Source organism: Streptomyces flavofungini, from assembly GCF_030388665.1.
GTDB lineage: Bacteria > Actinomycetota > Actinomycetes > Streptomycetales > Streptomycetaceae > Streptomyces > Streptomyces flavofungini_A.
On record NZ_CP128846.1, the window covers coordinates 8,514,579 to 8,535,958 of the forward strand.

At 73.6% G+C, this 21,380-nt stretch carries 19 protein-coding genes and 1 pseudogene; 13 read left to right on the top strand and 7 right to left on the bottom strand.

Annotated features, from left to right (window positions below):
• Nucleotides 1–4: 4 nt before the first annotated feature.
• The 4 genes from QUY26_RS36935 to QUY26_RS36950 all read left to right on the top strand — a co-directional run bounded on the left by QUY26_RS36935 (nt 5) and on the right by QUY26_RS36950 (nt 3,590).
• Entirely contained in the window at nt 5–961 is a 957-nt protein-coding gene (locus QUY26_RS36935; protein ID WP_289954516.1) for a Zn-ribbon domain-containing OB-fold protein, read from the top strand.
• Nucleotides 962–2,029, top strand: a complete 1,068-nt coding sequence (locus QUY26_RS36940) for a thiolase domain-containing protein (RefSeq protein ID WP_289954518.1) — start codon at nt 962–964, stop codon at nt 2,027–2,029.
• A gap of 32 nt (nt 2,030–2,061) precedes the next feature.
• Complete coding sequence (locus tag QUY26_RS36945; protein WP_289956353.1) at nt 2,062–3,228, top strand: thiolase domain-containing protein; 1,167 nt, start codon at nt 2,062–2,064, stop codon at nt 3,226–3,228.
• A gap of 116 nt (nt 3,229–3,344) precedes the next feature.
• The gene (locus QUY26_RS36950; RefSeq protein WP_289954519.1) at nt 3,345–3,590 is read left to right on the top strand and encodes a DUF397 domain-containing protein; all 246 of its coding nucleotides are present in this window, start codon (nt 3,345–3,347) and stop codon (nt 3,588–3,590) included.
• 76 nt (nt 3,591–3,666) lie between these two features.
• Here the strand turns inward: QUY26_RS36950 and QUY26_RS36955 are convergent, their stop codons facing one another.
• Complete coding sequence (locus tag QUY26_RS36955; protein WP_289954521.1) at nt 3,667–5,244, bottom strand: amidohydrolase; 1,578 nt, start codon at nt 5,242–5,244, stop codon at nt 3,667–3,669.
• Nucleotides 5,245–5,361: 117 nt separating this feature from the next.
• Here QUY26_RS36955 and QUY26_RS36960 point away from each other — a divergent pair, with 117 nt between their 5' ends.
• Nucleotides 5,362–5,991: a hypothetical protein gene (locus QUY26_RS36960; RefSeq protein ID WP_289954522.1), complete on the top strand. Its 630-nt coding sequence runs from the start codon at nt 5,362–5,364 to the stop codon at nt 5,989–5,991.
• A 15-nt stretch (nt 5,992–6,006) separates the two neighbouring features.
• Here the strand turns inward: QUY26_RS36960 and QUY26_RS36965 are convergent, their stop codons facing one another.
• Together QUY26_RS36965 and QUY26_RS36970 are read right to left on the bottom strand one after the other, a co-directional pair.
• Complete coding sequence (locus QUY26_RS36965; protein WP_289954524.1) at nt 6,007–6,216, bottom strand: MbtH family protein; 210 nt, start codon at nt 6,214–6,216, stop codon at nt 6,007–6,009.
• Between the two features lie 177 nt (nt 6,217–6,393).
• Nucleotides 6,394–7,344 carry a methionyl-tRNA formyltransferase gene (locus QUY26_RS36970; protein ID WP_289954526.1) on the bottom strand — a complete coding sequence of 317 codons (951 nt, stop codon included), beginning with the start codon at nt 7,342–7,344 and terminating at the stop codon, nt 6,394–6,396.
• 130 nt (nt 7,345–7,474) lie between these two features.
• Here QUY26_RS36970 and QUY26_RS36975 point away from each other — a divergent pair, with 130 nt between their 5' ends.
• The gene (locus QUY26_RS36975; RefSeq protein WP_289954528.1) at nt 7,475–8,827 is read left to right on the top strand and encodes a lysine N(6)-hydroxylase/L-ornithine N(5)-oxygenase family protein; all 1,353 of its coding nucleotides are present in this window, start codon (nt 7,475–7,477) and stop codon (nt 8,825–8,827) included.
• 6 nt (nt 8,828–8,833) lie between these two features.
• Here the strand turns inward: QUY26_RS36975 and QUY26_RS36980 are convergent, their stop codons facing one another.
• The gene (locus tag QUY26_RS36980; RefSeq protein WP_289954531.1) at nt 8,834–9,559 is read right to left on the bottom strand and encodes a leucine-rich repeat domain-containing protein; all 726 of its coding nucleotides are present in this window, start codon (nt 9,557–9,559) and stop codon (nt 8,834–8,836) included.
• 49 nt (nt 9,560–9,608) lie between these two features.
• On the opposite strand from QUY26_RS36980, the gene QUY26_RS36985 reads away from it, so the two are divergent.
• The 4 genes and pseudogenes from QUY26_RS36985 to QUY26_RS41255 form a co-directional block, all read left to right on the top strand.
• Nucleotides 9,609–10,331: a CGNR zinc finger domain-containing protein gene (locus tag QUY26_RS36985; protein ID WP_289954532.1), complete on the top strand. Its 723-nt coding sequence runs from the start codon at nt 9,609–9,611 to the stop codon at nt 10,329–10,331.
• 103 nt (nt 10,332–10,434) lie between these two features.
• Nucleotides 10,435–10,935 (top strand): hypothetical protein, encoded by a 501-nt coding sequence (locus tag QUY26_RS36990; protein ID WP_289954534.1) that lies wholly within the window; start codon nt 10,435–10,437, stop codon nt 10,933–10,935.
• Nucleotides 10,936–11,183: 248 nt separating this feature from the next.
• Entirely contained in the window at nt 11,184–11,672 is a 489-nt protein-coding gene (locus QUY26_RS36995) for a glycoside hydrolase N-terminal domain-containing protein (RefSeq protein WP_436840553.1), read from the top strand.
• Nucleotides 11,642–12,336 (top strand): annotated as a pseudogene (locus QUY26_RS41255) (glycosyl hydrolase family 95 catalytic domain-containing protein); the annotation flags it as partial. The gene QUY26_RS36995 and the pseudogene QUY26_RS41255, both read left to right, overlap by 31 nt.
• A gap of 100 nt (nt 12,337–12,436) precedes the next feature.
• On the opposite strand, the gene QUY26_RS37005 reads toward QUY26_RS41255, so the two are convergent.
• Nucleotides 12,437–14,425: an N-acetylmuramoyl-L-alanine amidase gene (locus QUY26_RS37005; RefSeq protein ID WP_289954540.1), complete on the bottom strand. Its 1,989-nt coding sequence runs from the start codon at nt 14,423–14,425 to the stop codon at nt 12,437–12,439.
• Nucleotides 14,426–14,728: 303 nt separating this feature from the next.
• Between QUY26_RS37005 and QUY26_RS37010 the strand changes: the two genes are divergently transcribed.
• Entirely contained in the window at nt 14,729–16,093 is a 1,365-nt protein-coding gene (locus QUY26_RS37010; RefSeq protein ID WP_289954542.1) for a serine hydrolase domain-containing protein, read from the top strand.
• Between the two features lie 150 nt (nt 16,094–16,243).
• Here the strand turns inward: QUY26_RS37010 and QUY26_RS37015 are convergent, their stop codons facing one another.
• Nucleotides 16,244–17,077, bottom strand: a complete 834-nt coding sequence (locus QUY26_RS37015; RefSeq protein WP_289954544.1) for a pentapeptide repeat-containing protein — start codon at nt 17,075–17,077, stop codon at nt 16,244–16,246.
• Nucleotides 17,078–17,390: 313 nt separating this feature from the next.
• Here QUY26_RS37015 and QUY26_RS37020 point away from each other — a divergent pair, with 313 nt between their 5' ends.
• Both QUY26_RS37020 and QUY26_RS37025 read left to right on the top strand, forming a co-directional pair.
• Nucleotides 17,391–18,674, top strand: a complete 1,284-nt coding sequence (locus tag QUY26_RS37020; protein WP_289954545.1) for a TolB family protein — start codon at nt 17,391–17,393, stop codon at nt 18,672–18,674.
• A gap of 164 nt (nt 18,675–18,838) precedes the next feature.
• Nucleotides 18,839–19,186 (top strand): hypothetical protein, encoded by a 348-nt coding sequence (locus QUY26_RS37025; protein WP_289954546.1) that lies wholly within the window; start codon nt 18,839–18,841, stop codon nt 19,184–19,186.
• A gap of 34 nt (nt 19,187–19,220) precedes the next feature.
• Here the strand turns inward: QUY26_RS37025 and QUY26_RS37030 are convergent, their stop codons facing one another.
• Complete coding sequence (locus tag QUY26_RS37030; protein WP_289954548.1) at nt 19,221–21,149, bottom strand: SMI1/KNR4 family protein; 1,929 nt, start codon at nt 21,147–21,149, stop codon at nt 19,221–19,223.
• Nucleotides 21,150–21,380: the final 231 nt, after the last annotated feature.

The following is a 21,380-nucleotide window of genomic DNA, read 5'->3' on the forward strand; positions in this document are numbered from 1 at the left end:
CCCCGTGACCGAAGTACTCAAGGCGCCACTGGTCGTCGAGTTCCCCTTCACCCGCTCCCTCGGCCCCGTCCAGTCCGCCTTCCTCACCGGCCTGCGCGAGCGCACCGTGCTCGGCGTGCGCACCGCCGACGGCAAGGTCCTGGTGCCGCCCGTCGAGTACGACCCGGTGACCGCCGCGGAACTGCGCGACCTGGTCGAGGTCGCCCCCACCGGCACCGTCACCACCTGGGCCTGGAACCCCGAGCCCCGCCGCGGCCAGCCCCTTGCCGCCCCCTTCGCCTGGGTCCTCGTGCGCCTCGACGGCGCCGACACCGCCCTGCTGCACGCCCTCGACGCCCCCGGCCCGGACGCCGTGCGCACCGGCATGCGCGTCCGCGTCCGCTGGTCCGCCCAGCGCACCGGCGCCATCACGGACATCGCCTGCTTCGAACCGTACGACCAGGTGACGGCTCATCAAGCAGCGGCGCACACAGGTGAGTTCGCAGGAGAGGCCGTCACCGGGATCGTCGCGCACGCCCGGCTCGACTACACCTACAGCCCCGGCCGCGCCCAGTCCCAGTACATCCACGCCCTGTCCGGACACAAGGTCGTCGGCGAGCGCTGCCCGTCCTGCCGCAAGGTGTACGTGCCGCCGCGCGGAGCCTGCCCCACCTGCGGCGTCGCCACCACGGAGCAGGTGGAGGTCGGACCGCGCGGCACGGTGACGACCTTCTGCATCGTCAACATCAAGGCGAGGAACCTCGACATCGAAGTGCCCTACGTCTACGCGCACATCGCCCTCGACGGAGCCGACCTCGCCCTGCACGCCCGGATCGCGGGCATCCCCTACGACCAGGTCCGCATGGGCCTGCGCGTCGAACCCGTGTGGGACGACTCCGACAAGGACAGCCGCTACCCCGACCACTACCGGCCCACCGGCGAACCCGACGCGGACTACGACACGTACAAGGAGCTGGTGTAGATGGCGCCCGCCGCACCCGGGGCACGGGACGTTGCGATCGTCGCCTTCGGGCAGAGCGACCACCGGCGCAGCACCGACGAGCTGTCCGAGGTCGAGATGCTCATGCCCGTCCTGCACGACGTCCTCGCCGCCACCGGCCTGAAGACCGGAGACATCGGTTTCACCTGCTCCGGCTCCTCGGACTACCTCGCCGGGCGCGCCTTCTCCTTCACGATGGCCCTGGACGGCGTCGGCGCCTGGCCGCCGATCTCCGAGTCGCACGTGGAGATGGACGGCGCCTGGGCCCTGTACGAGGCGTGGGTGAAGCTCCAGACTGGCGACTGCGACACCGCGCTCGTCTACTCCTACGGCAAATCGTCGCCCGGCTCGGTGCGCGACGTCCTGACCCGCCAGCTCGACCCGTACTACGTGGCGCCGCTGTGGCCGGACGCCGTCGCGCTCGCGGCGCTGCAGGCGCGGGCCCTGATCGACGCGGGCGACACGGACGAGCCCGCCCTGGCCGGGGTCGCGACCCGCAGCCGCACGGCCGCGCGCGCCAACCCCCATGCCCAGCTGCGGGGTTCGGTGCCGCACGGCGACTACGTCGTGCGTCCGCTGCGCACCGGAGACTGCCCGCCGGTCGGCGACGGCGCCGCCGCCGTCGTCCTCGCCGCGGGGGAGCGGGCCCGGCGGCTGTGCGAACGGCCCGCGTGGATCCGCGGCATCGACCACCGCATCGAAGCGCACGGACTCGGCGTGCGCGACCTGACGGACTCCCCCTCGACGCGGCTCGCCGCCGAGCGCGCCGGCGTCTTCGAACGGCCCGTCGACACCGCCGAGTTGCACGCGCCCTTCACCTCGCAGGAGGTCGTGCTCCGCAAGGCGCTGCGCCTGGGCGAGCAGGTCACGGTCAACCCCTCGGGCGGCGCCCTCGCCGCCAACCCGGTCATGGCCGCCGGACTCATCCGGCTCGGCGAGGCCGCGGCCCGCATCCACAGCGGCGCCTCCGAGCGGGCCCTCGCCCACGCCACATCGGGCCCCTGCCTGCAACAGAACCTGGTCGCCGTCCTGGAAGGAGATCCGCGATGAGCGACACGTCAGCGCCCACGAGGGCGGCCCGGGTGGCGAAGGAGCCGGTCGCCGTCGTGGGGATCGGGCAGACCAAGCACGTCGCCGCGCGCCGGGACGTGTCGATCGCGGGCCTGGTCCGCGAGGCCGCCCAACGCGCCCTCGCGGACGCCGAGTTGACGTGGGCCGACATCGACGCCGTGGTCATCGGCAAGGCGCCCGACTTCTTCGAGGGCGTCATGATGCCCGAGCTGTACCTCGCCGACGCGCTCGGCGCCGTCGGCAAGCCCATGCTGCGCGTCCACACCGCGGGCTCCGTCGGCGGCTCCACCGCGCTCGTCGCCGCGAACCTCGTCGCGGGCCGCGTCCACGGCACCGTCCTCACCCTGGCCTTCGAAAAGCAGTCGGAATCCAACGCGATGTGGGGCCTGTCGCTGCCCGTGCCGTTCCAGCAGCCGCTGCTCGCGGGCGCGGGCGGATTCTTCGCGCCGCACATCCGCGCGTACATGCGGCGCACGGGCGCCCCCGACGCGATCGGCTCGCTCGTCGCGTACAAGGACCGGCGCAACGCCCTCAAGAACCCCTACGCGCACCTGCACGAGCACGACATCACGCTGGCGAAGGTGCAGTCGGCGCCGATGCTCTGGGACCCCGTCCGCTACTCCGAGACCTGCCCTTCCTCCGACGGCGCCTGCGCGATGGTCCTCACCGACCGGGCGGGCGCGGCCCGGGCGCCGCGTCCGCCCGCCTGGATGCACGGCGGCGCGATGCGCAGCGAGCCCACCATGTTCGCGGGCAAGGACTTCGTGTCTCCCCGGGCCGGGAAGGACTGCGCGGCCGACGTCTACCGGCAGGCGGGCATCGCCGACCCGCGCCGTGAGATCGACGCGGTCGAGCTGTACGTGCCGTTCTCCTGGTACGAGCCGATGTGGCTGGAGAACCTGGGCTTCGCGGCGGAGGGTGAGGGCTGGAAGCTCACCGAGTCCGGCGTGACGGAACTGGACGGTGACCTTCCGGTGAACATGTCGGGCGGCGTCCTGTCCACCAACCCCATCGGGGCCTCCGGCATGATCCGCTTCGCCGAGGCCGCGCTCCAGGTGCGGGGACAGGCCGGAGAGCACCAAGTGGCCGGTGCGCGCAAGGCACTTGGGCACGCCTACGGAGGGGGCTCGCAGTTCTTCGCCATGTGGGTGGTCGGCGCGGAGCCGCCCACCACGTGAAGCGCGCCCCGGTGGGCGTGATTCCACCCGCGTCGGTGGCCGGTGCCGCGGCCTGTGCTGCGGCGGGGGTGAAAGCTAGGCTGGCGGGCGGACGACGCATCGGGAGGAGCACGGACGTGGCCGAGAGCACCATCACCCAGCAGCATCCGCTCGCGGGTTGGGACAAGCCGGACCTCGACCTCAGCGGCGCCGAATGGCGGTCGAGCAGCGAGGGGCGCGGTGACGTGGAGATCGCCTTCGTCGAAGGGTTCATCGCGATGCGCAACGGCGGCCGCCCGGAGAGCCCGTCCCTGATCTTCACCCCCGCCGAGTGGGGCGCGTTCGTGCACGGCGCCCGGGAGGGGCGGTTCGACCTGACGTAGGCCGCGCGGTGGCGCGCGTGCGCCGCGACGTCCGGTGGCCCCGGTCTCCGCTGCGGCGGGGGCCGGGGCCACGGAGTCAGGCGGCGGGCGCGGCCAGGTCGTCCTCGCCCTCGACGAAGGTGCCGAGCACCTCGATGTCGCCGATCCGCCCCGGCTCCACCTGTCTCGGGTCGTCGCCGAGGACGACCAGGTCGGCGCGCTTGCCGGGCGTGACGCTGCCCGCGCTGTCCTCCCAGTGGCAGGCGTACGCGGCGTCGATGGTGTACGCGCGCAGCGCCGCGTCCACGTCGATCGCCTCGTCGGGACCGATGGCCCGCCCCGAGGCGGAGGCCCGCTCGACCATGAACTGGATGGCCCGCAGCGGCGCCCCGTCGGCCACGGGCCGGTCCGAGCTGCCCACCAGGCGCACCCCGTGGTCGAGGAAGCCCCGGCCCCGGTACATCCACGGCGCCCGCTCCGCACCCATGATCGTGGCGTAGTCGTCGCCGAAGTACCGCAGGAAGCTGGGCTGGACGACCGCCGTGACACCGAGTTCGGCGAACCGGCGCAGCTGGTCCGGGCGGACCAGGCCCGCGTGCTCGACGCGGTGGCGGGCGTCGGGGCGGGGCCGGGAGCGCTGGGCCGCCTCCAGGCTGTCGAGGGCGACGTCGACCGCGCGGTCGCCGATCGCGTGCACGGCGAGCTGCCAGCCCGCGCGGTGGCCCGCGATGATGGTGTCCTTGAGCAGGTCGGGGGCCATCTGGAGCCGGCCGTTCGACTCACTGCCCACATAGGGGTCGGTGAGCGCCGCCGTCCGCGCCATCATGCCGCCGTCGGTGAACACCTTCAGGGCGCCGAGGGAGAGGCCGCCGTCGCCGAAGCCCGTGCGCAGGCCGAGCCCGAAGGCGCGGCTCGTGGTGTCCTCGCGCGCCGCCTCGACCGGGCGCAGCGCGTCCGCGGCCACCATCAGCTGCACCCGTACGGGCAACCTGCCCGACTCGTGGGCGAGTTGGTACGCCGCGGCCTCGATGGGGCTGTGTGCGAACAGCTCGCTGCCGATGCCCGCCTCCGCGACCGCCGTCACGCCCTCGGACCGGCACGCGCGCGCCGCGTGCTCGACGGCGTCGGCCAGTTCGCCGAGCGCGTGCGGTGGCCGCAGTCGCAGCACGGCGCCCATGTCCTCCTCCGCGAGGAAGCCGTCGGAGCCGGCGATGTGCGCCGGGAGCAGGTCCAGGATCGCCGTGTTGACCAGGCACGCGTGCCCTGAGACGTGCCCCAGGTACACCTTGCGTCCGGCGCTCACGGTGTCGAGTTCCTTGGCGGTCAGGGGCCGGTCGAGCTCGCGCTGGTCGTAGTCGGCCATGGTCACCCAGCCGTCACCGGGAGCCGCCGCGACGGCGTCGGCCACCGCTTTCAGGACGTCGTCGACACGGCTGCTGGGGGCCACGCTCGCCGCCCTGGCCTTCAGGCCCGCCCAGATGAGATGGACGTGGCTGTCGATGAAGCCGGGCAGCACGGTCGCGCCGCCGAGGTCCAGGACGCGGCGGGCCGGGAGGTCCGCCACATCGGAGTCGAGCCCCACGATCCGCCCCCGCCAGATGCCGAGTTCACGGGCGGTGGGACGGTCCGGGTCCATCGTGACGACGCGGGCGTTGGTGATCCTGGTGCAGAGCACGTACAGATCCCTTCGAGGCAGCGGGGTGTCGGGTCCGGTCTTCGTCCGTACGGGAATCCGACGGGCTATTGTTCTATTGTTAGGTGAGGCTAGCCTAAGTTGCTTGGGGGGTGAGTGGTGGAAGACGAACGGGTGGAGCGGCGGACGGCCGCGGTCGACCGCCTCGAGGCCTGGGCCGATGGTGTGGTCGCGGGCCTCGACGCGCAAGAAGATATCGATCGTTCCTTGCTGCGGGCCCTGCGGGTGGACCCGAGTCTGCGCGAGGAGACCGCGGTGCGCAGGGCCGACGCGTTGCGTGCGGCGGCACTCGGACTCGGGCAGGCGGGCTGTGCCGCTGCGGCCGGGGTGACGGAGCGGCTGCTGCTCAACTGGCAGGCCCAGGACCCCTCGTTCGCGGAGGCGATGGCGGCGGCGGCCCTGATGGCGGCGGACGGACGCGAGCGGGGCCGCCCGCCCGCGACCTCGGCCGGTCCGGGCCCGGCGGCCCTGCGGGTCGTCCTGCGGGCCGTGCGCGACGGGGTGCCCCAGCCCTCGGCCGCCGTGCTCGGCGGCTGGTCGGAGCGGTCCTTCCTGCGGCTGCGCCGCCGCAGTCCCGAGGTCGCGGCGCTCCTCGCCGCCGCCCGCCGCGCCCGCGCCCGAGCTCGCAGGGCGGAGCGGCGCGGGGTGCCCGGGGGTGGGCGCGGGTACCGCCTCGTGCGGGTCGACGAGGGGCCGCTCGCGCCCGCGCGGCGTCCGGGGGGCTCGTGAGGGCCGCCCCGGGCTTCAGCCGCGCGTGGCCTCGCGCAGGCTCCTGGGGCGCAGATCGGTCCAGTTGGCCTCGACGTGGTCCAGGCAGGACTGCCGGTCGGCCGGGCCATGGGTCACGGTCCAGCCGCCCGGCACCTCGGCGAACTCGGGCCACAGGCTGTGCTGGCCCTCGTCGTTGACGAGTACGGAGAACCGGCCGTCGGCGTCGTCGAAGGGGTTGCTCATCTGCGGTCTCTCCTCGGTGTCGGGGGTCCGGGGTCGGTGCGAGCGGTCCGGAGGTTGACGCCATACTAAGGCAAGGTTTGCCTAAGTAAGTGGTCGGCTTGGGTTCGGGAGCCGGGTGGCCGTGAGCGGGGGGCCGGGCCGTGCCGCCCTTGGCGCTGTGGGCCGGATCGGATCGGGTCAGGACGGGCGGGCCGCCAGATATCCGCCCATCGCGCGGAAGTAGTCCGTCGCCGCGTGCTCCGCCCCGTCCTCCGTCCGCACCCGCCTGACCGCGAGCCCGTGGCGGCGGCCGGTGCGCGCGTCGGCACCGGCGACGATGACGACCGCGTCGCCCTCGCGGATGAAGACGCGTCCCGGAGTGCCGCCGTACCGGCCCCTGGACACGGCCGCCTCCACGATCCGCAGCCGCTTGCCGCGGTGGTACGTGAAGGCGTTCGGGTACGGGTCGCACTGGGCGCGCACCAGCCGGCCCAGGTCCTCGGCCGGCCAGGTCCAGTCGATGCGGCTGTCCTCCAGGGCGCGTTTGTGGAAGAAGCTGGCTCGCGACCGGTCCTGCGGTGTCCACACCGCCGTGCCCGAGGCGATCAGGTCGAGCGACTCGCGCACGATCGGTGCGATCAGGGCGACCGTCGCGCGGAACAGGTCCGCGGCCGTGTCCCGGGGGCCGACGGGCACGGCGCGCTGGATCAGGACGTCGCCCATGTCCAGGTCGGCGTCCATGCGGTGGGCGGTGACGCCGACTTCGGGCTCGCCGTTGATGAGGGCCCAGATCAGCGGCGAGAAGCCGGCGTAGGTCGGCAGGAGCGAGTCGTGTACGTTCAGCGTGCCGTGCCGGGGCAGGTCGAAGATCTCCGGGGGCAGCCAGGTGCGCCAGTTGTTGGCGACGATGAGGTCCGGTTCGGCCGACTTGAGGGTTTCGAGGAGTTCGGGGTCTCCGGGGCGGTTGCGCAGCAGCACGGGCACGTCGTGCTTCGCGGCGAGGTCGGCGACCGAGTCGTCCCAGATCTTCTCGTACGCGTGGTCGCTTCTGGGGTGCGTGACGGCGAGGGTCACGTCGTGCCCGGAGTCGAGGAGAGCCTGCAGTGTGCGGTGGCCCCACGTCTGATAGCCGAACATGACGACCCTCATGTGAATCCTCCTCAGACATTGCAAGGTAAGGCTAACCTTATCTAACATGTGCCTGCTTAGGGAGGCGATGACGCGGGTGAACACTCTGCACAGCGAACAGGATTCGACGTACGGCGGCACGGAGCCGGCAATGGGGGGCACGGGGCCGACACACGGGGGACCGGAAGTGACGTACGACGTCCTGGGGATCGGCTTCGGGCCGTCCAACCTCGCCCTCGCGATCGCGATCGAGGAGCACAACGCGCAGGCCGCGGAGGGTGACCGGATACGCGCCGCGTTCCTGGAGAAGCAGCCGAGGTTCGGCTGGCACCGGGGCATGCTCATCGACGACGCGACGATGCAGGTGTCCTTCCTGAAGGACCTCGTCACCATGCGCGACCCGAAGAGCAGCTACAGCTTCCTGTGCTACCTGCAGGAGCGCGACCGGCTCGTGGACTTCCTCAACCAGAAGACGCTCTTCCCGCTGCGCATCGAGTTCCACGACTATCTGGAGTGGGCCGCCGGCCGGGTCGCCGGGCTCGTCCAGTACTCACGCGAGGTCGTCGCGGTGAACCCGGTGACCGAGGACGGCGAGGTCGTCGCCTTCGACGTGGTCAGCCGTGACCCGGCCGCCCCGGACCGGAAAACCGTGCGCCGGGCCCGCAGCCTCTGCGTCGCCACCGGCCTGGAGCCCCATCTGCCGCCCAGCGCGGCCCGCTCCGAACGGGTCTTCCACAACAGCGAGTTGATCCCGCGGGTCGGCGCCCTCCTGCAGGCGGGCACCCCCGTGCGCCGCGCCGTCGTCCTCGGCGCCGGCCAGAGCGCCGCGGAGAGCGTGGACTACCTCCACCGGCACTTCCCCGACGCCGAGATCTGCTCGGTGTTCGCGAAGTACGGCTACACGCCCGCCGACGACAGCCCTTTCGCCAACCGGATCTTCGACCCGGAGGCCGTGGACCTCTTCTACCACGCGCCGCCGGAGGTGAAGCAGTCCCTCTTCGACTACCACCGCAGCACCAACTACTCGGTGGTCGACATGGACCTCATCGAGTCGCTCTCGCGCACCATGTACCAGGAGAAGGTGCAGGGGCGCCAGCGCATGCGGATGCTCAACATCTCCCGCATCCGCGAGATCGAGGCCCACGACGACGGCCTGCGCGTGGGCATCGAGTTCCTGCCCACCGCCGAACGCGACGTCCTGGACGCCGACCTCCTCGTGTGCGCGACGGGCTACCAGCCGCGCGGCATCGACGAGCGCATGGGCGAGCTGGGCAAGCTGTGCCGCAGGGACGACGAGGACGCCCTCGTCGTCGGGCGTGACCACCGCGTCGCCACGCACGCCAACGTCGCCGCCGACATCTACCTCCAGGGCGGCACGGAACACACCCACGGCCTCACCTCGACGCTCCTGTCCAACACGGCGGTCAGGGCGGGCGAGATCCGCGCCTCGCTGATCGAGCGCCGCCGACGGGAGCCCGCGCTGAACGGCACGGACAGGTCCTAGGGGTTCCTAGCGCAGCACCACGCAACCCCGCGCGCGCAGCGCCGCCAGGGTGTCCTCGCCGCCTCGCACGTCGTTCCAGCGCAGATCCAGCTTCTCCAGGGACGGCAACGCGGCCAGCCAGTGCGGCACTTCGCGCAGCCGGTTGGCCCGCAGGTCGAGGCGGCGCAGGAGCGGAAGGCCGCGCACCGCGTCCGGCACGGTCGCGAACGCGTTCTCCCGCAGCTCCAGTTCGCGGAGTTCACCGAGGCGGGCCACGCCGTCGGGGAGCGTGGTCAGCGCGTTGCCGCGCAGCCACAGCTCGCGCAGTCGGCGCAGGTCGCCGAGCGTCGCGGGCAGCGCGGTGAGCCGGTTGTCCTGGGCCCGCAGCTCGACGAGGGACGCCATGCGGCCGAGCGCGTCGGGCAGGGCGCCGAGCCGGTTCTCGCCCACGTTCAGGTAGGCGAGCCGGTCGAGGCCGCCCAGCTCTTCGGGCAGGGAGGTCAGGCGGTTGTCGTGCAGATAGAGGAAGTCGGTCAGTGCGGGCAGCGCGCCCAGTTCGGGCGGGATTTCGGTCAGCAGGTTGTGGCCGAGGTCCAGGGTGCGCAGGCGCGTGAGGGCCGTGACGCGGGCGGGCAGGCGCGTGAGCGCGTTGTCGGCGAGGAGCAGGGACTCGACGCGGGGGTGATCCCACACCGCTGCGGGTACGGCGTCGAGTCCGGCGCGCCAGTAGTCGAGCACGGTCCCGTCCGTCACCGCGGGCCACCCCCTGTTAATGGTTGCCGGGGAACCTATCATTAGCTCCATGCCTGCCGCGCCCGAGCCGTCCGCACCGCCAGCAGTCACCGAGGGGTCGGTGCCGTCCGACCGGCCGAAGCCGACCGGCCCGCCCTCCCCGCAGGCCGCGCCGGCCACACCGGCCGCCACTCTCCTCACCCTCGACCTCGCCGCCACGATCCGCCACGACGGCCACGGCGGTGTCGCCGACGACCTCGACGCACCGGGCGGCCTCACCGCCTGGGTCCGCGCCCACGCCGCGGAGCTTCCCGACGCGCTCGGCCCCCGGCGCTTCCGGGCCGACGAGAGCGCGCGGGAAGCGGTACGGGGGGTGCGTGCCGCCGTCCGCGCGCTGTTCGCCCACGCCGTGCGTCCGGGAGCGCCGAGCCCCGCCGACGCCCGGCGGCTGCTGCCGGTCCGCGAGGCCGTGACCAGGCTCAACGAGGCCGCCGCCCGGGTGCCCACCGTGCCCGTGCTGAGCTGGCCGCGCGGCGGCGCTCCCGTCGTCCGTGACGAGCCGGTCGACCGGGCCGAGGCCGTCGCGGGCACGGACCTCCTGACCGCCGCCCTGGCCCGCGCGGCGCTCACCTTCTTCGCCGGGCCCGACCGGGAGCGGCTGCGCGCCTGCCACGCGCCCCGCTGCGTGCGGTACTTCCTCAAGGACCACCCGCGCCAGGAGTGGTGCAAGCCCGCGTGCGGCAACCGGGCCCGGGTGGCCCGCCACCACGAGCGCAACCGGGGACGGGCCTGAGCCCGGTCCGGCCCGGTCCGGCCCGCGAAGCGCACCCTCACCGGCGCTTTCCCGGCGCCGCCCCCGGGCCGGGGCGGGCGCGTCGGACACGTACCATGGCGACATGTCCTTCCTCCGCCGCCGCAGCTCCGCCACTCCCGCGGGCCCGGACTTCGACGTCCTGGCCATGGACCCGGGTGACTGGCCCGGCAATCTCGGCGCCGGCCTGCTGCCGGCCCCCGACGGCAGCTGTCAGGGCGTCTTCCTGCGCTACGACCTGTTCGGCGGCCGCGGCCCCGCGATGGTCATCGGCAATCTGCCGGAGGGCTCCCCGGCCCGCGAGCTCGCCGACGGCGAGGTGCCCTTCGAGGTGGCCCAGCTGCTGCTCGCGCTGGAGAACGACGAGGAGGTCACCGTCGTCGCCAGCGAGGACGTGCCGGTGATGCAGGGCGACAACCTCCTGATCGTGCGCCGCCTGCGGCTGTCCGAAAGCCGCGTCTCCTGTGTGCAGTTCGACCGCAGCGACAACGTCCTGGTGACCATCGCGGCCTGGGACCGCCCGATCACCGACGACCTGTACGCCCTCCTCAAGCCACTGCCCGCGGAGCTGTTCCAGCAGGGCTGACGGCCTCAAGTCCACGGGTCCGCCCACTCCGTCCAAGGAGTGGGTTTGTCATGTGCCTTGTCAGTCGAGTCATCGGACTTTTAGCGTGGCGGCCCATGAGGCCACAGTTCCTGGAATTCCTGCGACAGGGCATCACTCGAAGAAAGACCCTTCAGTCGGCCGTAGGAGCAGGGGCCGCGCTGGCCCTCGGCGGAGCGGCTTCCCAGGGCATTGCCGCCACCGGCGATGCCTCCCAGTCATCCGATGACATGAGGCTCTGGTGCCGGGCTCCGGCCGCCGACTGGGAACGGGAGGCGCTGCCCATCGGCAGCGGGGCCCGGCGCCGAGGGCGGCTACGACCACGGCAACTGGCGCGCCCCCGCCCCGCCGCCCTCGCAGCCGTCCGCGAGGACCTCGACGACCGCGGCCGCCTCGCCCCGGACGCCGTCGCCGCCGCGCCCGGCCAGCCCCGGCGCGGCTACGGCGCCCACCAGACCCTGGGCGACCTGCGCATCGACGTCACGGGCGCGCCGGACGCCCCCGACGCCAGCTACCGCCGCACCCTGGACCTGCGCCAAGCCGTCGCCGACGTCGCGTACACCCACCAAGGAACCCGCCACACCCGGGAGTTCTTCGCCTCCCACCCCGACGCCGTGATCGTCGGACGGCTCGGCGCGGACCGCCCCGGAGCCGTCACCCGCATCCTGCGCACCACCTCACCGCGCACCACCTGCGGCACACCGCCTACCCGGTCCTGAAGGAAGCCGCGGAGTTCAGCTCGACCAACTGCGCACCGACCCGCGCGACGGCACCCTCGTCGTCACGCCCAGCTACTCGCCCGAGCACGGGGACCTCACCGTCGGCGCCGCCATGTCCCAGCAGATCGTGCACGACCTGCTCACCCACACCCTTGAGGCCGCCCGCGTCCTCGGCGCCGACTCCGCCCCGCGCACCCGGCTGGAACAGACCCTGGACTCAGGGCGCGCGGTGACGGCGGCACCGGCTGGTCCAAGGCCCGGAAGATCAACTTCTGGGCGCGGCTCCGTGACGGCGACCACGCCCACAAGATGCTCGGCGAACAGCTCAAGTCGTCCACGCTGCCCGACCTCTGGGACACCCGCACGCCGTTCCAGATCGACGGCAACTTCGGCGCCATGTCCGGGATCGTCGGGATGCTGTCGCAGAGCCGGCACGACGCCATCGAGGTGCTGCCCGCCCTGCCCGCGAGCCGGCCCGACGGCTCGGTGCGGGGCCCGCGAGCCCGCGGCGGTGCCACGGTCGACATCACCTGGTCCGCCGGCCGCGCCACCCACGTCGCCCTGCGCGCGTCCCGCACCCACGAACTGACCCTGCGCTGCGCCCTGGTGCCGGGGCGGCGAGCACACCTTCAAGGCGGTGGCGGGCCGCCGCTACGACCGCCGGCCCCAGCCGTACGCGGGGACGACGTCGGGCCCGGAGCCTGCCCCCACGCAGGTCCGGGCCCGACGAGTTCAGACGGTCACGCGGTCACACGGTCACGGGGTCACGATCCGGACGGCACCACCTTCACGTCGGCGGCGCGCACGAACGCCACGCGGTGGCCGAACTGGATCTCGTAGTACATGTCCTTGCCGCGCACCACGCGGTGCGGGGCGAGGTCGAACGTCGGGGAGTAGAAGTACTCGCCCGGGAGCTTGTCGCCGACCGCGTACTTCTGGCCGGAGAGCAGCTTGTACGGCAGGGGCGACACGGCCTGCACCGGCACCCCGGCCGGGTAGGCCTCCTTCTCCGGGTAGGCGCGGCCGTACACCGGGACGTCGCTCACGCCGTCCTTCGGGGTGAGGACCCAGCCGCGCGCGTCGACGGCCGTCGGCTGCTTCGCCGGGTTCTTGAACCAGGCCTTCTGGCCGAGGTACCAGACGGCCGTCCAGTCGCCCTGGCGGTCGGCGACCGCGTACTGCTGGCCCGTCGACAGGCGCGAGCCCATGTCGTTGACGTCGATCGTCGACGGCTCGCCGCCCGGGCGCAGGCCGATGTCCTTGATGAGCGGGGCGTCCTCGCGGGGCTCGGTGTACACGCGCACCGCGCTGGAGCCGTGCGGCACGCACTTCTCGCCCGGCTTGGCGCAGCCCGTGAACTCCGGCTGGTTCTCGCTGAACTCGGGCGCCACCGTGACCAGACCGCCCTTGGGGCCCGCCGTGCGGTGCAGCGGCTTGCCGAGCAGCTTGAAGTAGTGCTGCCAGTCCCAGTACGGCCCGGGGTCGGTGTGCATGCCGCGGATCGTCGCGGCCGTCGTGCCCGGCACCGTGTCGTGGCCGAGGATGTGCTGGCGGTCCAGCGGAATGCCGTACCGCTTGGCGAGGTACTTCACCAGACGCGCCGACGAGCGGTACATCGCCTCCGTGTACCAGGTGTCGGGCGCCGTCAGGAAGCCCTCGTGCTCCAGGCCGACGGACTTGGCGTTGACGTACCAGTTGCCCGCGTGCCAGGCGACGTCCTTGGTCCGCACGTGCTGGGCGACATGGCCGTCGGAGGAGCGCAGCGTGTAGTGCCAGGACACGTACGTCGGGTCCTGCACCATCTTGAGGACGCCCTCCCAGGTGCCCTCCGTGTCGTGCACGACGATGTACTTGATGCCCTGGCTCTTGGGGCGGTCGGCCTTGTCGTGGTTGCCGTAGTCGCCGTCGCCGAACTCCTCGTACGGCGCGGGGATCCACTCGCACGCGAGCGTCTTCGGGCAGTCCGTCCCGGCCGCCTTCGCCTTGCGCAGCCCCATGCCGCGCAACTGGGCCGCCTCCGGGGCGAGTCCGGGCCGGGCGGCGAGGGTCACGCGCTGGCCCGCGTCGGTCGTGCGCCGCTGGCCGTCGCGGATCACGGCGAACACGTCGTTGGCGTACGTGGCCGCGCTCGCCCGGTCGTCGGCTCCCGAGAAGCGCGCGATGGCTCCGTACCAGTCGGCCGGGTCGGCGCTGAGCGGCTTGCCGAGCTGCTTCTGCGCGGCGGCGAGCAGGGCCGCGCCGCCCCGGACGTTCGCCGCCGCGTCCTCGCGCAGCCGCTCAGCGGGCAGCCCGCTGAGCTTCGCGGCCCGCTTCAGGGTCTTGAAGCGGGCCGGCAGCCGGGCCTCCGTCGGCGGCTTCGCCTCGGGCCGCAGCGTGGCCCGCGACGCGTCCCCGCGCGGGTCCTCCGCGCCGTCGCCGTGGTGCGGGGCGGAGGCGAGCGCGGTGCGGGCGTCGGTGAGGTGCATGGGGCCGTAGCCGCCGGTGACGCTCGGGGCGCCGCCGTGCGCGTCCCAGCGGGACTGGAGGTAGGAGACGCCGAGCAGCACGCTCTGCGGCACGTCGTACTCGGCGGCCGCCGCCGCGAAGGCGCGCTGCAGGCTCCCGGGCCCGGTGTCCGACGCGGGCCCGGTCGCGGAGGACGACGGCGCGGCGCCGAGCAGGGGCACCAGCAGCGCGGCCGACGCGAGAGCGCCCGCCGCCTTGGCGGCGCGTCTGCGCGTGGGCGGGACGGACGCGGTGACGGATCCTCGCAAGGCAGCCTCCTGGGGCTTCAGGGCCGAAGCGGCGTGACGGGGCGTGCGGGGCCGGGCGTGCGTCAGTGGTACCGGCTCGCCGACGATCCGTCAATCATGCCCAGGAGAAGGGATTTCCCATGTCAGCGCCGGTCTGGCGTGTTTTCGCCCACGGCGGTGTCATCGCCTGCGGCGCGTCAGTGGAGTGGACCAATGGGCGGATGGGGGGGGCACGTGCGGGCCCTCGGTGTAGGGGTCGCCCCAGCTTCGACTCTCTGGTGTGCCCCAGTGACTCGGGGGCTCCGGTGCACGAGGGTGAGCGGCATGCCGATGAGAGCGCACCCCGTCAGCGGGCCCGGACCGTCCCGCACCCGACCTGCCCACCGCCGAGGCCGCATCCGGCTCCTCGCGGCGTCGTCGTTACTGGCCGCGACCGGCCTCGTCGTCACACTCGGCCAGCCAGGGCAGGCGGTCGCCCGCACGGACGGCCCGTCGAAGGCGGAGGCGGTCGCCCGCGCGGATGACACGTCGAAGGCCGCAGGGGTCGATGCGCCGCGGCGTGCCCAACTGGAGCGGCTGGCACGGAAAGTGGTGGCCGCCGGGGCGCCCGGCGTGATCGTGCGGGTCGACGACGGGGTCGGCCGGCCGGTCGAGGTCGTCGAGCAGGCGCCCTGGGCCAGAGCCGATCAGCGGCTGCGGGGCGGGGACGAGTTCCGGATGGGCTCCAACACCAAGACCATGATGGCCACCCTCGTCCTGCAACTGGTCGGCGAGGGAAAGCTCGCCCTGACCGACCCGGTGGAGAAGTGGCTGCCCGGCCGGATCCCGCACGGCGACGCGATCACCCTGCGCATGCTCCTCAACCACACCGCCGGTCTCGCCGACTACACCGAGGACCCCGAACTCCTGCCGTCGATCCTCGGCAAGGACCAGCGGCGCTGGACGTCGGAGCAGTTGCTCGCCGTCGGCGTGCGGAGCGGCCCGGTCTCCGCGCCGGGCACCAAGTGGGGGTACAGCAACACCCATTACGCCGCGGTCGGTGCCCTCCTCGAGCGGGTCACCGGGAAGAGCGTCGCCGAACTGGTCCGCGACCGGATCACCCGGCCGCTCGGCCTCAAGCACACCTACTACGCCACGGACTCCACCTGGCGCGGCCCGCACGCCCGGGGCTACGAACCCGACGCCGCGCACATGCCGCCGGGTGTGCCGCATGAGTACAGGGAATACGGGGGAACGCCGCGCGCGGGCCACGTCGACGTGTCCGCCAACTCGCCCTCGTGGGGCGGTGCGGCCGGCGCGATGGTGTCGAACGCCCGAGACTGGGGCCGGTTCTACCACGCGTTGATGTCGGGCGAGCTGCTGCCTGCGGCCCTGCTGGCCCAGATGCGCACCACCGTGCCGGTCGACCCGGACCGTCCCGACGGACCCGGCGGCGGGCTCGGCATCCAGACCTTCGCGAGCCCGTGCGGCACGGTGTGGGCCCACGAGGGCGGGATCCCCGGCTACTTCAGCACCAACGTCACCGACTCCACCGGCGAGCGCATGGCGACCGTCTTCATTCCGACGGAGGCCTTCGCCGAGCACCCGGACGCCTTCCCGAAGGCCAACGAGGCGTCCCAGGAGCTGCAGACCGCCGTGACGTGCGCCATGTTCGACAAGCCGGTGCCGCCCGAGGCTCCCACCGGCTGATCGGCGGGGGCGGTGATCCGGGTACGTCGGCCACCTGGAGCAGCGGGCTCCGGCGCTGCGGCCTGCCCGGCCCCTGCCCCTGCCCTGCCGCTGCGGCCTGCCCCGCCCCTGCGGTCTGCCCCGGCATCGCGGCAGGCCCCGGCGTCGTGGTCAACGGGCGCGGGCCCAGTGGCCGGGGCGCTCCAGGGGGCTCGACACCTTCGTCCGCGCGTCGCCGCGCGCGGCGTTGAGCTGCGGCTGGGTGAGGAACAGGGCACCCGTCAGGTCGGCTCCGCACAGGTTCGTGTCCCGCATGTCCGCGCCGATGAGGTCGGCGTCGCGCAGGTCGGCGTCCGTCAGGTCGGCGGCGATGAGCAGGACGCCGCGCAGGCTGGCACCCCGCAGCTTCGCGCCGCGCAGGCGCTTGCCCATGAGGTTGGCGCCCCGGTGGTCCTTCTTGCGCCCCGGCACGGCCGACCGGGTCAGCTCGCTGGCGCGCAGCAGCAGCGGGTTCACCTCGCCGCGCAGCGCGTCCACGTCCACGCCGAGCAGGGCCTCGGGGGTGTCCCGGGTGAGCGCGTCGATCCGGGAGTACGCCCGCCGCAGCTCCCGGTGCACGGGCCGGGCCGCGGGCAGGTCCAGGGCCTGCGCGGTGTACTTCAGGAGCTCCTGGAGCTGCCGCACGACGGGGAAGACCTCGTACATCGTGCGGGCCGTGTCCGGTTCCTCCCGCCAGCCGACGCCCTTGAACGTCACCTGCGAGACCTTCTGACCCGCGCCGAAGCAGTCGAAGACCGTACAGCCCTGGTAGCCCTTGTCGCGCAGCCGCTCGTGGATCCCGCAGCGGAAGTCGTCCTGGAGATTGCCGCACGGCGTCCCTGCCGCCTTGTCCACCGGGAAGTCCGACGAACGCGAGAACGGCAGCGCCACGCAGCACAGCCCGAAGCAGCTGCCGCAGTCGGCCCGCAGTTCGGGCTGGTCGGCGTGCGAGGTGCGCTCGGACAAAGTGGTGGCTCCTGGTGCTCTGGATGTTCTGGGTGCTCTGGGCGCGTGCGCGCCCGGGTGAGCAGTGGGCGTATGCGTCGATTGTCCCCCGCCCGCGCGCCTTCCGGGCACGGGGGTCGGCAGGCGCGCAGATCGTGCGGCTGCGCGGGGCGTCAGGGGCTCCGTGCCGGTGGCACGCCCACCGGCCCCAGGGGCGCCGCCCCGTCCGGGGGGGGGTACGCGTTCCGGCGGATTGACCGCCTGCACGGTGTGCGCTTGCATCCCCGAGGGGCTCCGGCACCGGGCAGGGGCCCGCGTTCTGGGAGGGGACCGCATGGCCGGAACAGGCCCGTACACGAGACGTGGCGGAGTCGTACGGACGGTGAGCGCGGGGGCGCTCGCCGTCTTACTGTCGGCCGGGGCCCTGCCCACGGCCGTCGCCACACCCGCCGGTGCCCCGGCACCGGCGCCCCGAGGGCCCGCCGGGGTCACCCGACTGCTCAGCGTCGCCGCCGACGGCGGTCAGGCGGACGGCCCTTCCGGCAGGCCCGTCGTCAGCGCCGACGGCCGTGTCGTCGCGTTCACCTCGCAGGCCACCAACCTCGTCGCCGGGGACACCAACGGCCAGTCCGACCTGTTCGTAGAGGACCTGCGCGGCGGCGGGCTCCGGCGCGTGGCCGACCCCCACGGCGAGATCTCCTCGCCGACGCTCAGCGCGAACGGCCGGTACGTCGCGTACACGACGCGCGATGCCGAGGGCTCCGCCGTCATCGTCCGTGACCTGTGGAAGGGCGGGACCGAACGCGCCGACGTGGACCTCCCCATGCAGCACATCGACGCCCACGCGCCGACGGTCTCCGCCGACGGGCGCACGGTCGCGTTCGCCGTCCTCGGCACCGACCCGAGCCGCCCCGGCGCCCAAGCCGTCTACCTGCGCGACCTGCGCGCCCAGCGCACGGAACTCGTCAGCTTCCCCGCCGAACCCGACGAGACCTTCCTCGGCTTCCGCGCCCCCACCCTGAGCGCGGACGGCCGGCGCGTCGCCTACCAGTACGTGCACGGCAGCCCACCGCGCGGCGACTGGTCCGACATCTACGTCCACGACCGCGACACCGGCGGCGAGACCCAGATCGACACGCCCCACGACGGCAGCCCCGCCGACGGCGCGGCCACCAACCCGCTGTTCAGCGCCGACGGGGACACCCTCGCCTTCGACTCCAGCGCCTCGAACCTGGTGCCGGGGCGGGACCCGAACGGCAGCCACAACCCCTTCGTGTGCGACCTGCGCACCGGCACCCTCCAGCGGATCGACGCGGTGCGGCCCGGACCCGAGGGCGTGCTGTCCGTGGACGGGGTGGCCGCCGACGGCTCGAAGCTGCTGCTCGACACCTGGGCGGTCCTGACCGCGGAGGACGCCGAGTACGTCCGTGACCTGCGCACCGGCTCCGACGTGCTGGTCTCACCGGACAAGGACGGCGGGCCCGGCAACGCGATCGACGCACGCACCGACGCCGCCGCGCGGACCGTCGTGTTCTCCGGGTTCGACGGCGAGAACTTCGTGCCGGGCGACACCAACGGGGTCGCGGACGTGTTCGTGTTCGTCGCCAAGAAGCGCTAGCGGGCCGCGCGCGGACCGTTCCTGTGGCAGGCCCGTGACGGGACGGCGGTCGACGCGTGAACTCCCCGGGTGATGCTCGACGGACGATCAGCGAGGTGGCGGCGCGCGGCGGCGGACGGCAGGGCCCGTGCGCCGCCGCGCGACGTGAGGGGAGAGGCGACACCGTGAACATGCCCCAGGGGATTCCGCAGCGGCCGACGGGCAGCCCGCGGGCGCACCCGACGACGTGGCATCTGATCGTCGAGCGGCACGAGACCGCGACCGGGGGCGGCTTCTGGGGCACCGACTTGCTGGGCGAGTGCTTCGGGACCCGGGAGCAGGCCCTGGCCATGCTGGAGGAACGGGCCCGCACCTACGTGCCCGAGCACCCCTGGAACCGGAGGCGGACCCAGCTCTACCGCACCGTCGACGGCTTCATGATGATCACGGAGGGCGTCCGCAGCCGTCGGCGGTGGACGTGCCGCTTCCTGGTGGCGGAACTCCTCTGGGACACCGAGGTGCCGACGCCGTAGCGGACGCCCCTCCGGGCGCTCGGGCCGCCGACCGTCAGCCCCGGCGCGGCCCCACTGTGATGACCGTGTACGTCTCGCCCGACTCCGGTGGCCGCGTCCAGGAGCGGGTGCGGAAGGTGTGCAGGCGGCCGTGGTCCAGGGCGAACCGGGGCAGCGTGACGCCGAACGCCGCCCCGACGGCCTCAAGGGCGGCGGTCTCGCCGAGTCCCTGGCGGTACCGGCCGCCGTCCCGGACCTCGGGGAACAGGTGCTCCGGCAGCAGCTCCCGCGGTATCTCCCCGGAGCGCTCGCAGCGCTCGCCGAAGACCGTGAACGCGTACCGCTCCGCGCCGTGCGCCGCGACGGACAGATGGAACAGCGCGCCCCTGTCGAACGCGTCGGGCTCGGCCCACACCACCACCGCGCGGCCGTACCGGGACGCGGCGACGGCGGGGGAGACGAACCGCACGTCGTGGAACGGCTGCGGCTCACGGTCGACCGCGAAGCTCCAGCCGTCCCCGGCCCGGCCGACCGAGACCAGCGCCTTGTCGTCGTACGAGGACGACACCCCGTCCGGCCGCGGGGTCCGGCGCGCGTCCCACTCCCGCATCGGCACCCGGAGCTCCGCGCCCTCGTCGGCGCCGAGAAGGGCGGGCAGCGCGGCGGGTTCCACGCCCTCCACGAGGACGAAGCGGTACGCCGGGCGGTGGCTGTGGCCCTGCGGCTGCTCCGCGAGCCACGCGAGGCCCGGACGGTCCTGGTCGACCGCCGCGGGGACGGCACCGGTCGCCTCCTCGCCCCGGGGTGTGGACAGCAGCACCCGGCCCCGCTCCGGCGTGAGCAGCGGGCCGAGCAGCGGGTCGGCGAGGAGGCCGACCGGGGCGAGGTGGTCGGGCCCCAGTGGCCGCCATTGGGGCAGGGCGGCCAGGAGGGTCCGCCAAGCCGCGTCGGTCTCGCCCCAGCGGGCCTGCTCCCGGGCCGTGCGGACGGCGTCGCCGAACGGTCCCCGCGGCGCGTACGCGTACGTGCCGTCGCGCAGTCGGCGCAGCACCTCGTCCTCCAGGTCCCGCGTCTCGTCCGAACCGCCGCGCAGATGGGCCGCGTACGCGCCGTCGCTCTCCCAGGGCCAGCCGTGCTGCTCGGTCTCCTCGACGAGCAGGGCGGGCAGCAGCTCCGGTGCGTACAGCGGGTCGCCCGCGAGGCCGTCGAAGTCGCGGGCGTACCGGTCGCCGAGCAGCCAGCCGATCTGGTCCCGCAGCGCACAGGCGCGGGGCCTGCCGAACTCCTGCGCCTTCGCGAGGACTTCCTCGGCCGATGCGTACGCCCCGCGCAGTGCCTCCCGCCGGGCCTGTGCCACGCGCTCGTCCCACTCCCGCGTCGTGGCGTTCTCGAACTCCGACTGGTCCTCGTCGCCCGCCCGCAGGCTGTGGAACTCGCGGTAGGCGTCCTGCATGAACTCCCAGAAGGAAGCGTGCCGTTCCGGCGGACTGCCCCGCCAGGGTGCCCAGGTGTAGAGCGCCCACTCGCCGTGCTCGTCCACGTCCTCCGGGTCGAGGAGCACGGAGACGACGTCGGAGTCCACGGCCAGTTCGAGCGCCCGGGTCCAGATCGTGGCTTCGAGGACCTCCTCCCGTGTCGCGTCCTCGGCCAGGCCCTCCTGGAAGATCTCGGCGAGCCCCGCGTCGTCCTCGTACCAGCGGGCGTCCGCCGTGCCCGCGAGCCGCCACACGAACCCGCCCGCGTGCCGCCAGCCGTCGGTGACCTCCAGGAACGTGCGGTAGGACGGCGGCAGCCGGTGTCCGAGGCGCTTCTCCAGGGCCGCGACGCGGGCGGGCGGCGCGGGGGCGAAGCCCAACCAGCGGGCGCGGCGCGCCTCTTCGTCGTCCGCCCCCAGCTCGTCGCGAGCGCAGGCGTCCGCCCACTCCTCGCTCCACCGCGTGAGGAATCGCCGCCAGTCGTCGTGCGCGCCAGCCGTCTCAGTCATGTGTGCGATCGTCGCACCCGGCACTGACAACGCCCCCTGACCGGCTCCTTCACCGCACCCAGCCGGTCCCGCCGGTGTGCGGGGCCATGCGGCGTACCGAAGTGCGGAAGGAGCGATTCCGCGCGCTGGGCGTTCCGGCCCGGCCGACACGGCCGTCCCGCGTCGACGGTGTTCGATGCGCCCCACGGGGCGCCTTGTTGCCGTCACAGAGGCTGAGTTGAGTGGGGAGCC

What these genes read in the sequence shown, in the direction of transcription:
- QUY26_RS36990 (WP_289954534.1), top strand. Translation starts at nt 10,435, where the DNA reads ATGTCCTTCCTCCGCCGCCGCAGCTCCGCCACTCCCGCGGGCCCGGAC.
- QUY26_RS36995 (WP_436840553.1), top strand. Translation starts at nt 11,184, where the DNA reads ATGAGGCTCTGGTGCCGGGCTCCGGCCGCCGACTGGGAACGGGAGGCG.
- QUY26_RS37010 (WP_289954542.1), top strand. Translation starts at nt 14,729, where the DNA reads ATGCCGATGAGAGCGCACCCCGTCAGCGGGCCCGGACCGTCCCGCACC.
- QUY26_RS36970 (WP_289954526.1), bottom strand. Translation starts at nt 7,344, where the DNA reads ATGAGGGTCGTCATGTTCGGCTATCAGACGTGGGGCCACCGCACACTG.
- QUY26_RS37020 (WP_289954545.1), top strand. Translation starts at nt 17,391, where the DNA reads ATGGCCGGAACAGGCCCGTACACGAGACGTGGCGGAGTCGTACGGACG.
- QUY26_RS36985 (WP_289954532.1), top strand. Translation starts at nt 9,609, where the DNA reads ATGCCTGCCGCGCCCGAGCCGTCCGCACCGCCAGCAGTCACCGAGGGG.
- QUY26_RS36975 (WP_289954528.1), top strand. Translation starts at nt 7,475, where the DNA reads ATGGGGGGCACGGGGCCGACACACGGGGGACCGGAAGTGACGTACGAC.
- QUY26_RS36965 (WP_289954524.1), bottom strand. Translation starts at nt 6,216, where the DNA reads ATGAGCAACCCCTTCGACGACGCCGACGGCCGGTTCTCCGTACTCGTC.
- QUY26_RS37030 (WP_289954548.1), bottom strand. Translation starts at nt 21,149, where the DNA reads ATGACTGAGACGGCTGGCGCGCACGACGACTGGCGGCGATTCCTCACG.
- QUY26_RS36940 (WP_289954518.1), top strand. Translation starts at nt 962, where the DNA reads ATGGCGCCCGCCGCACCCGGGGCACGGGACGTTGCGATCGTCGCCTTC.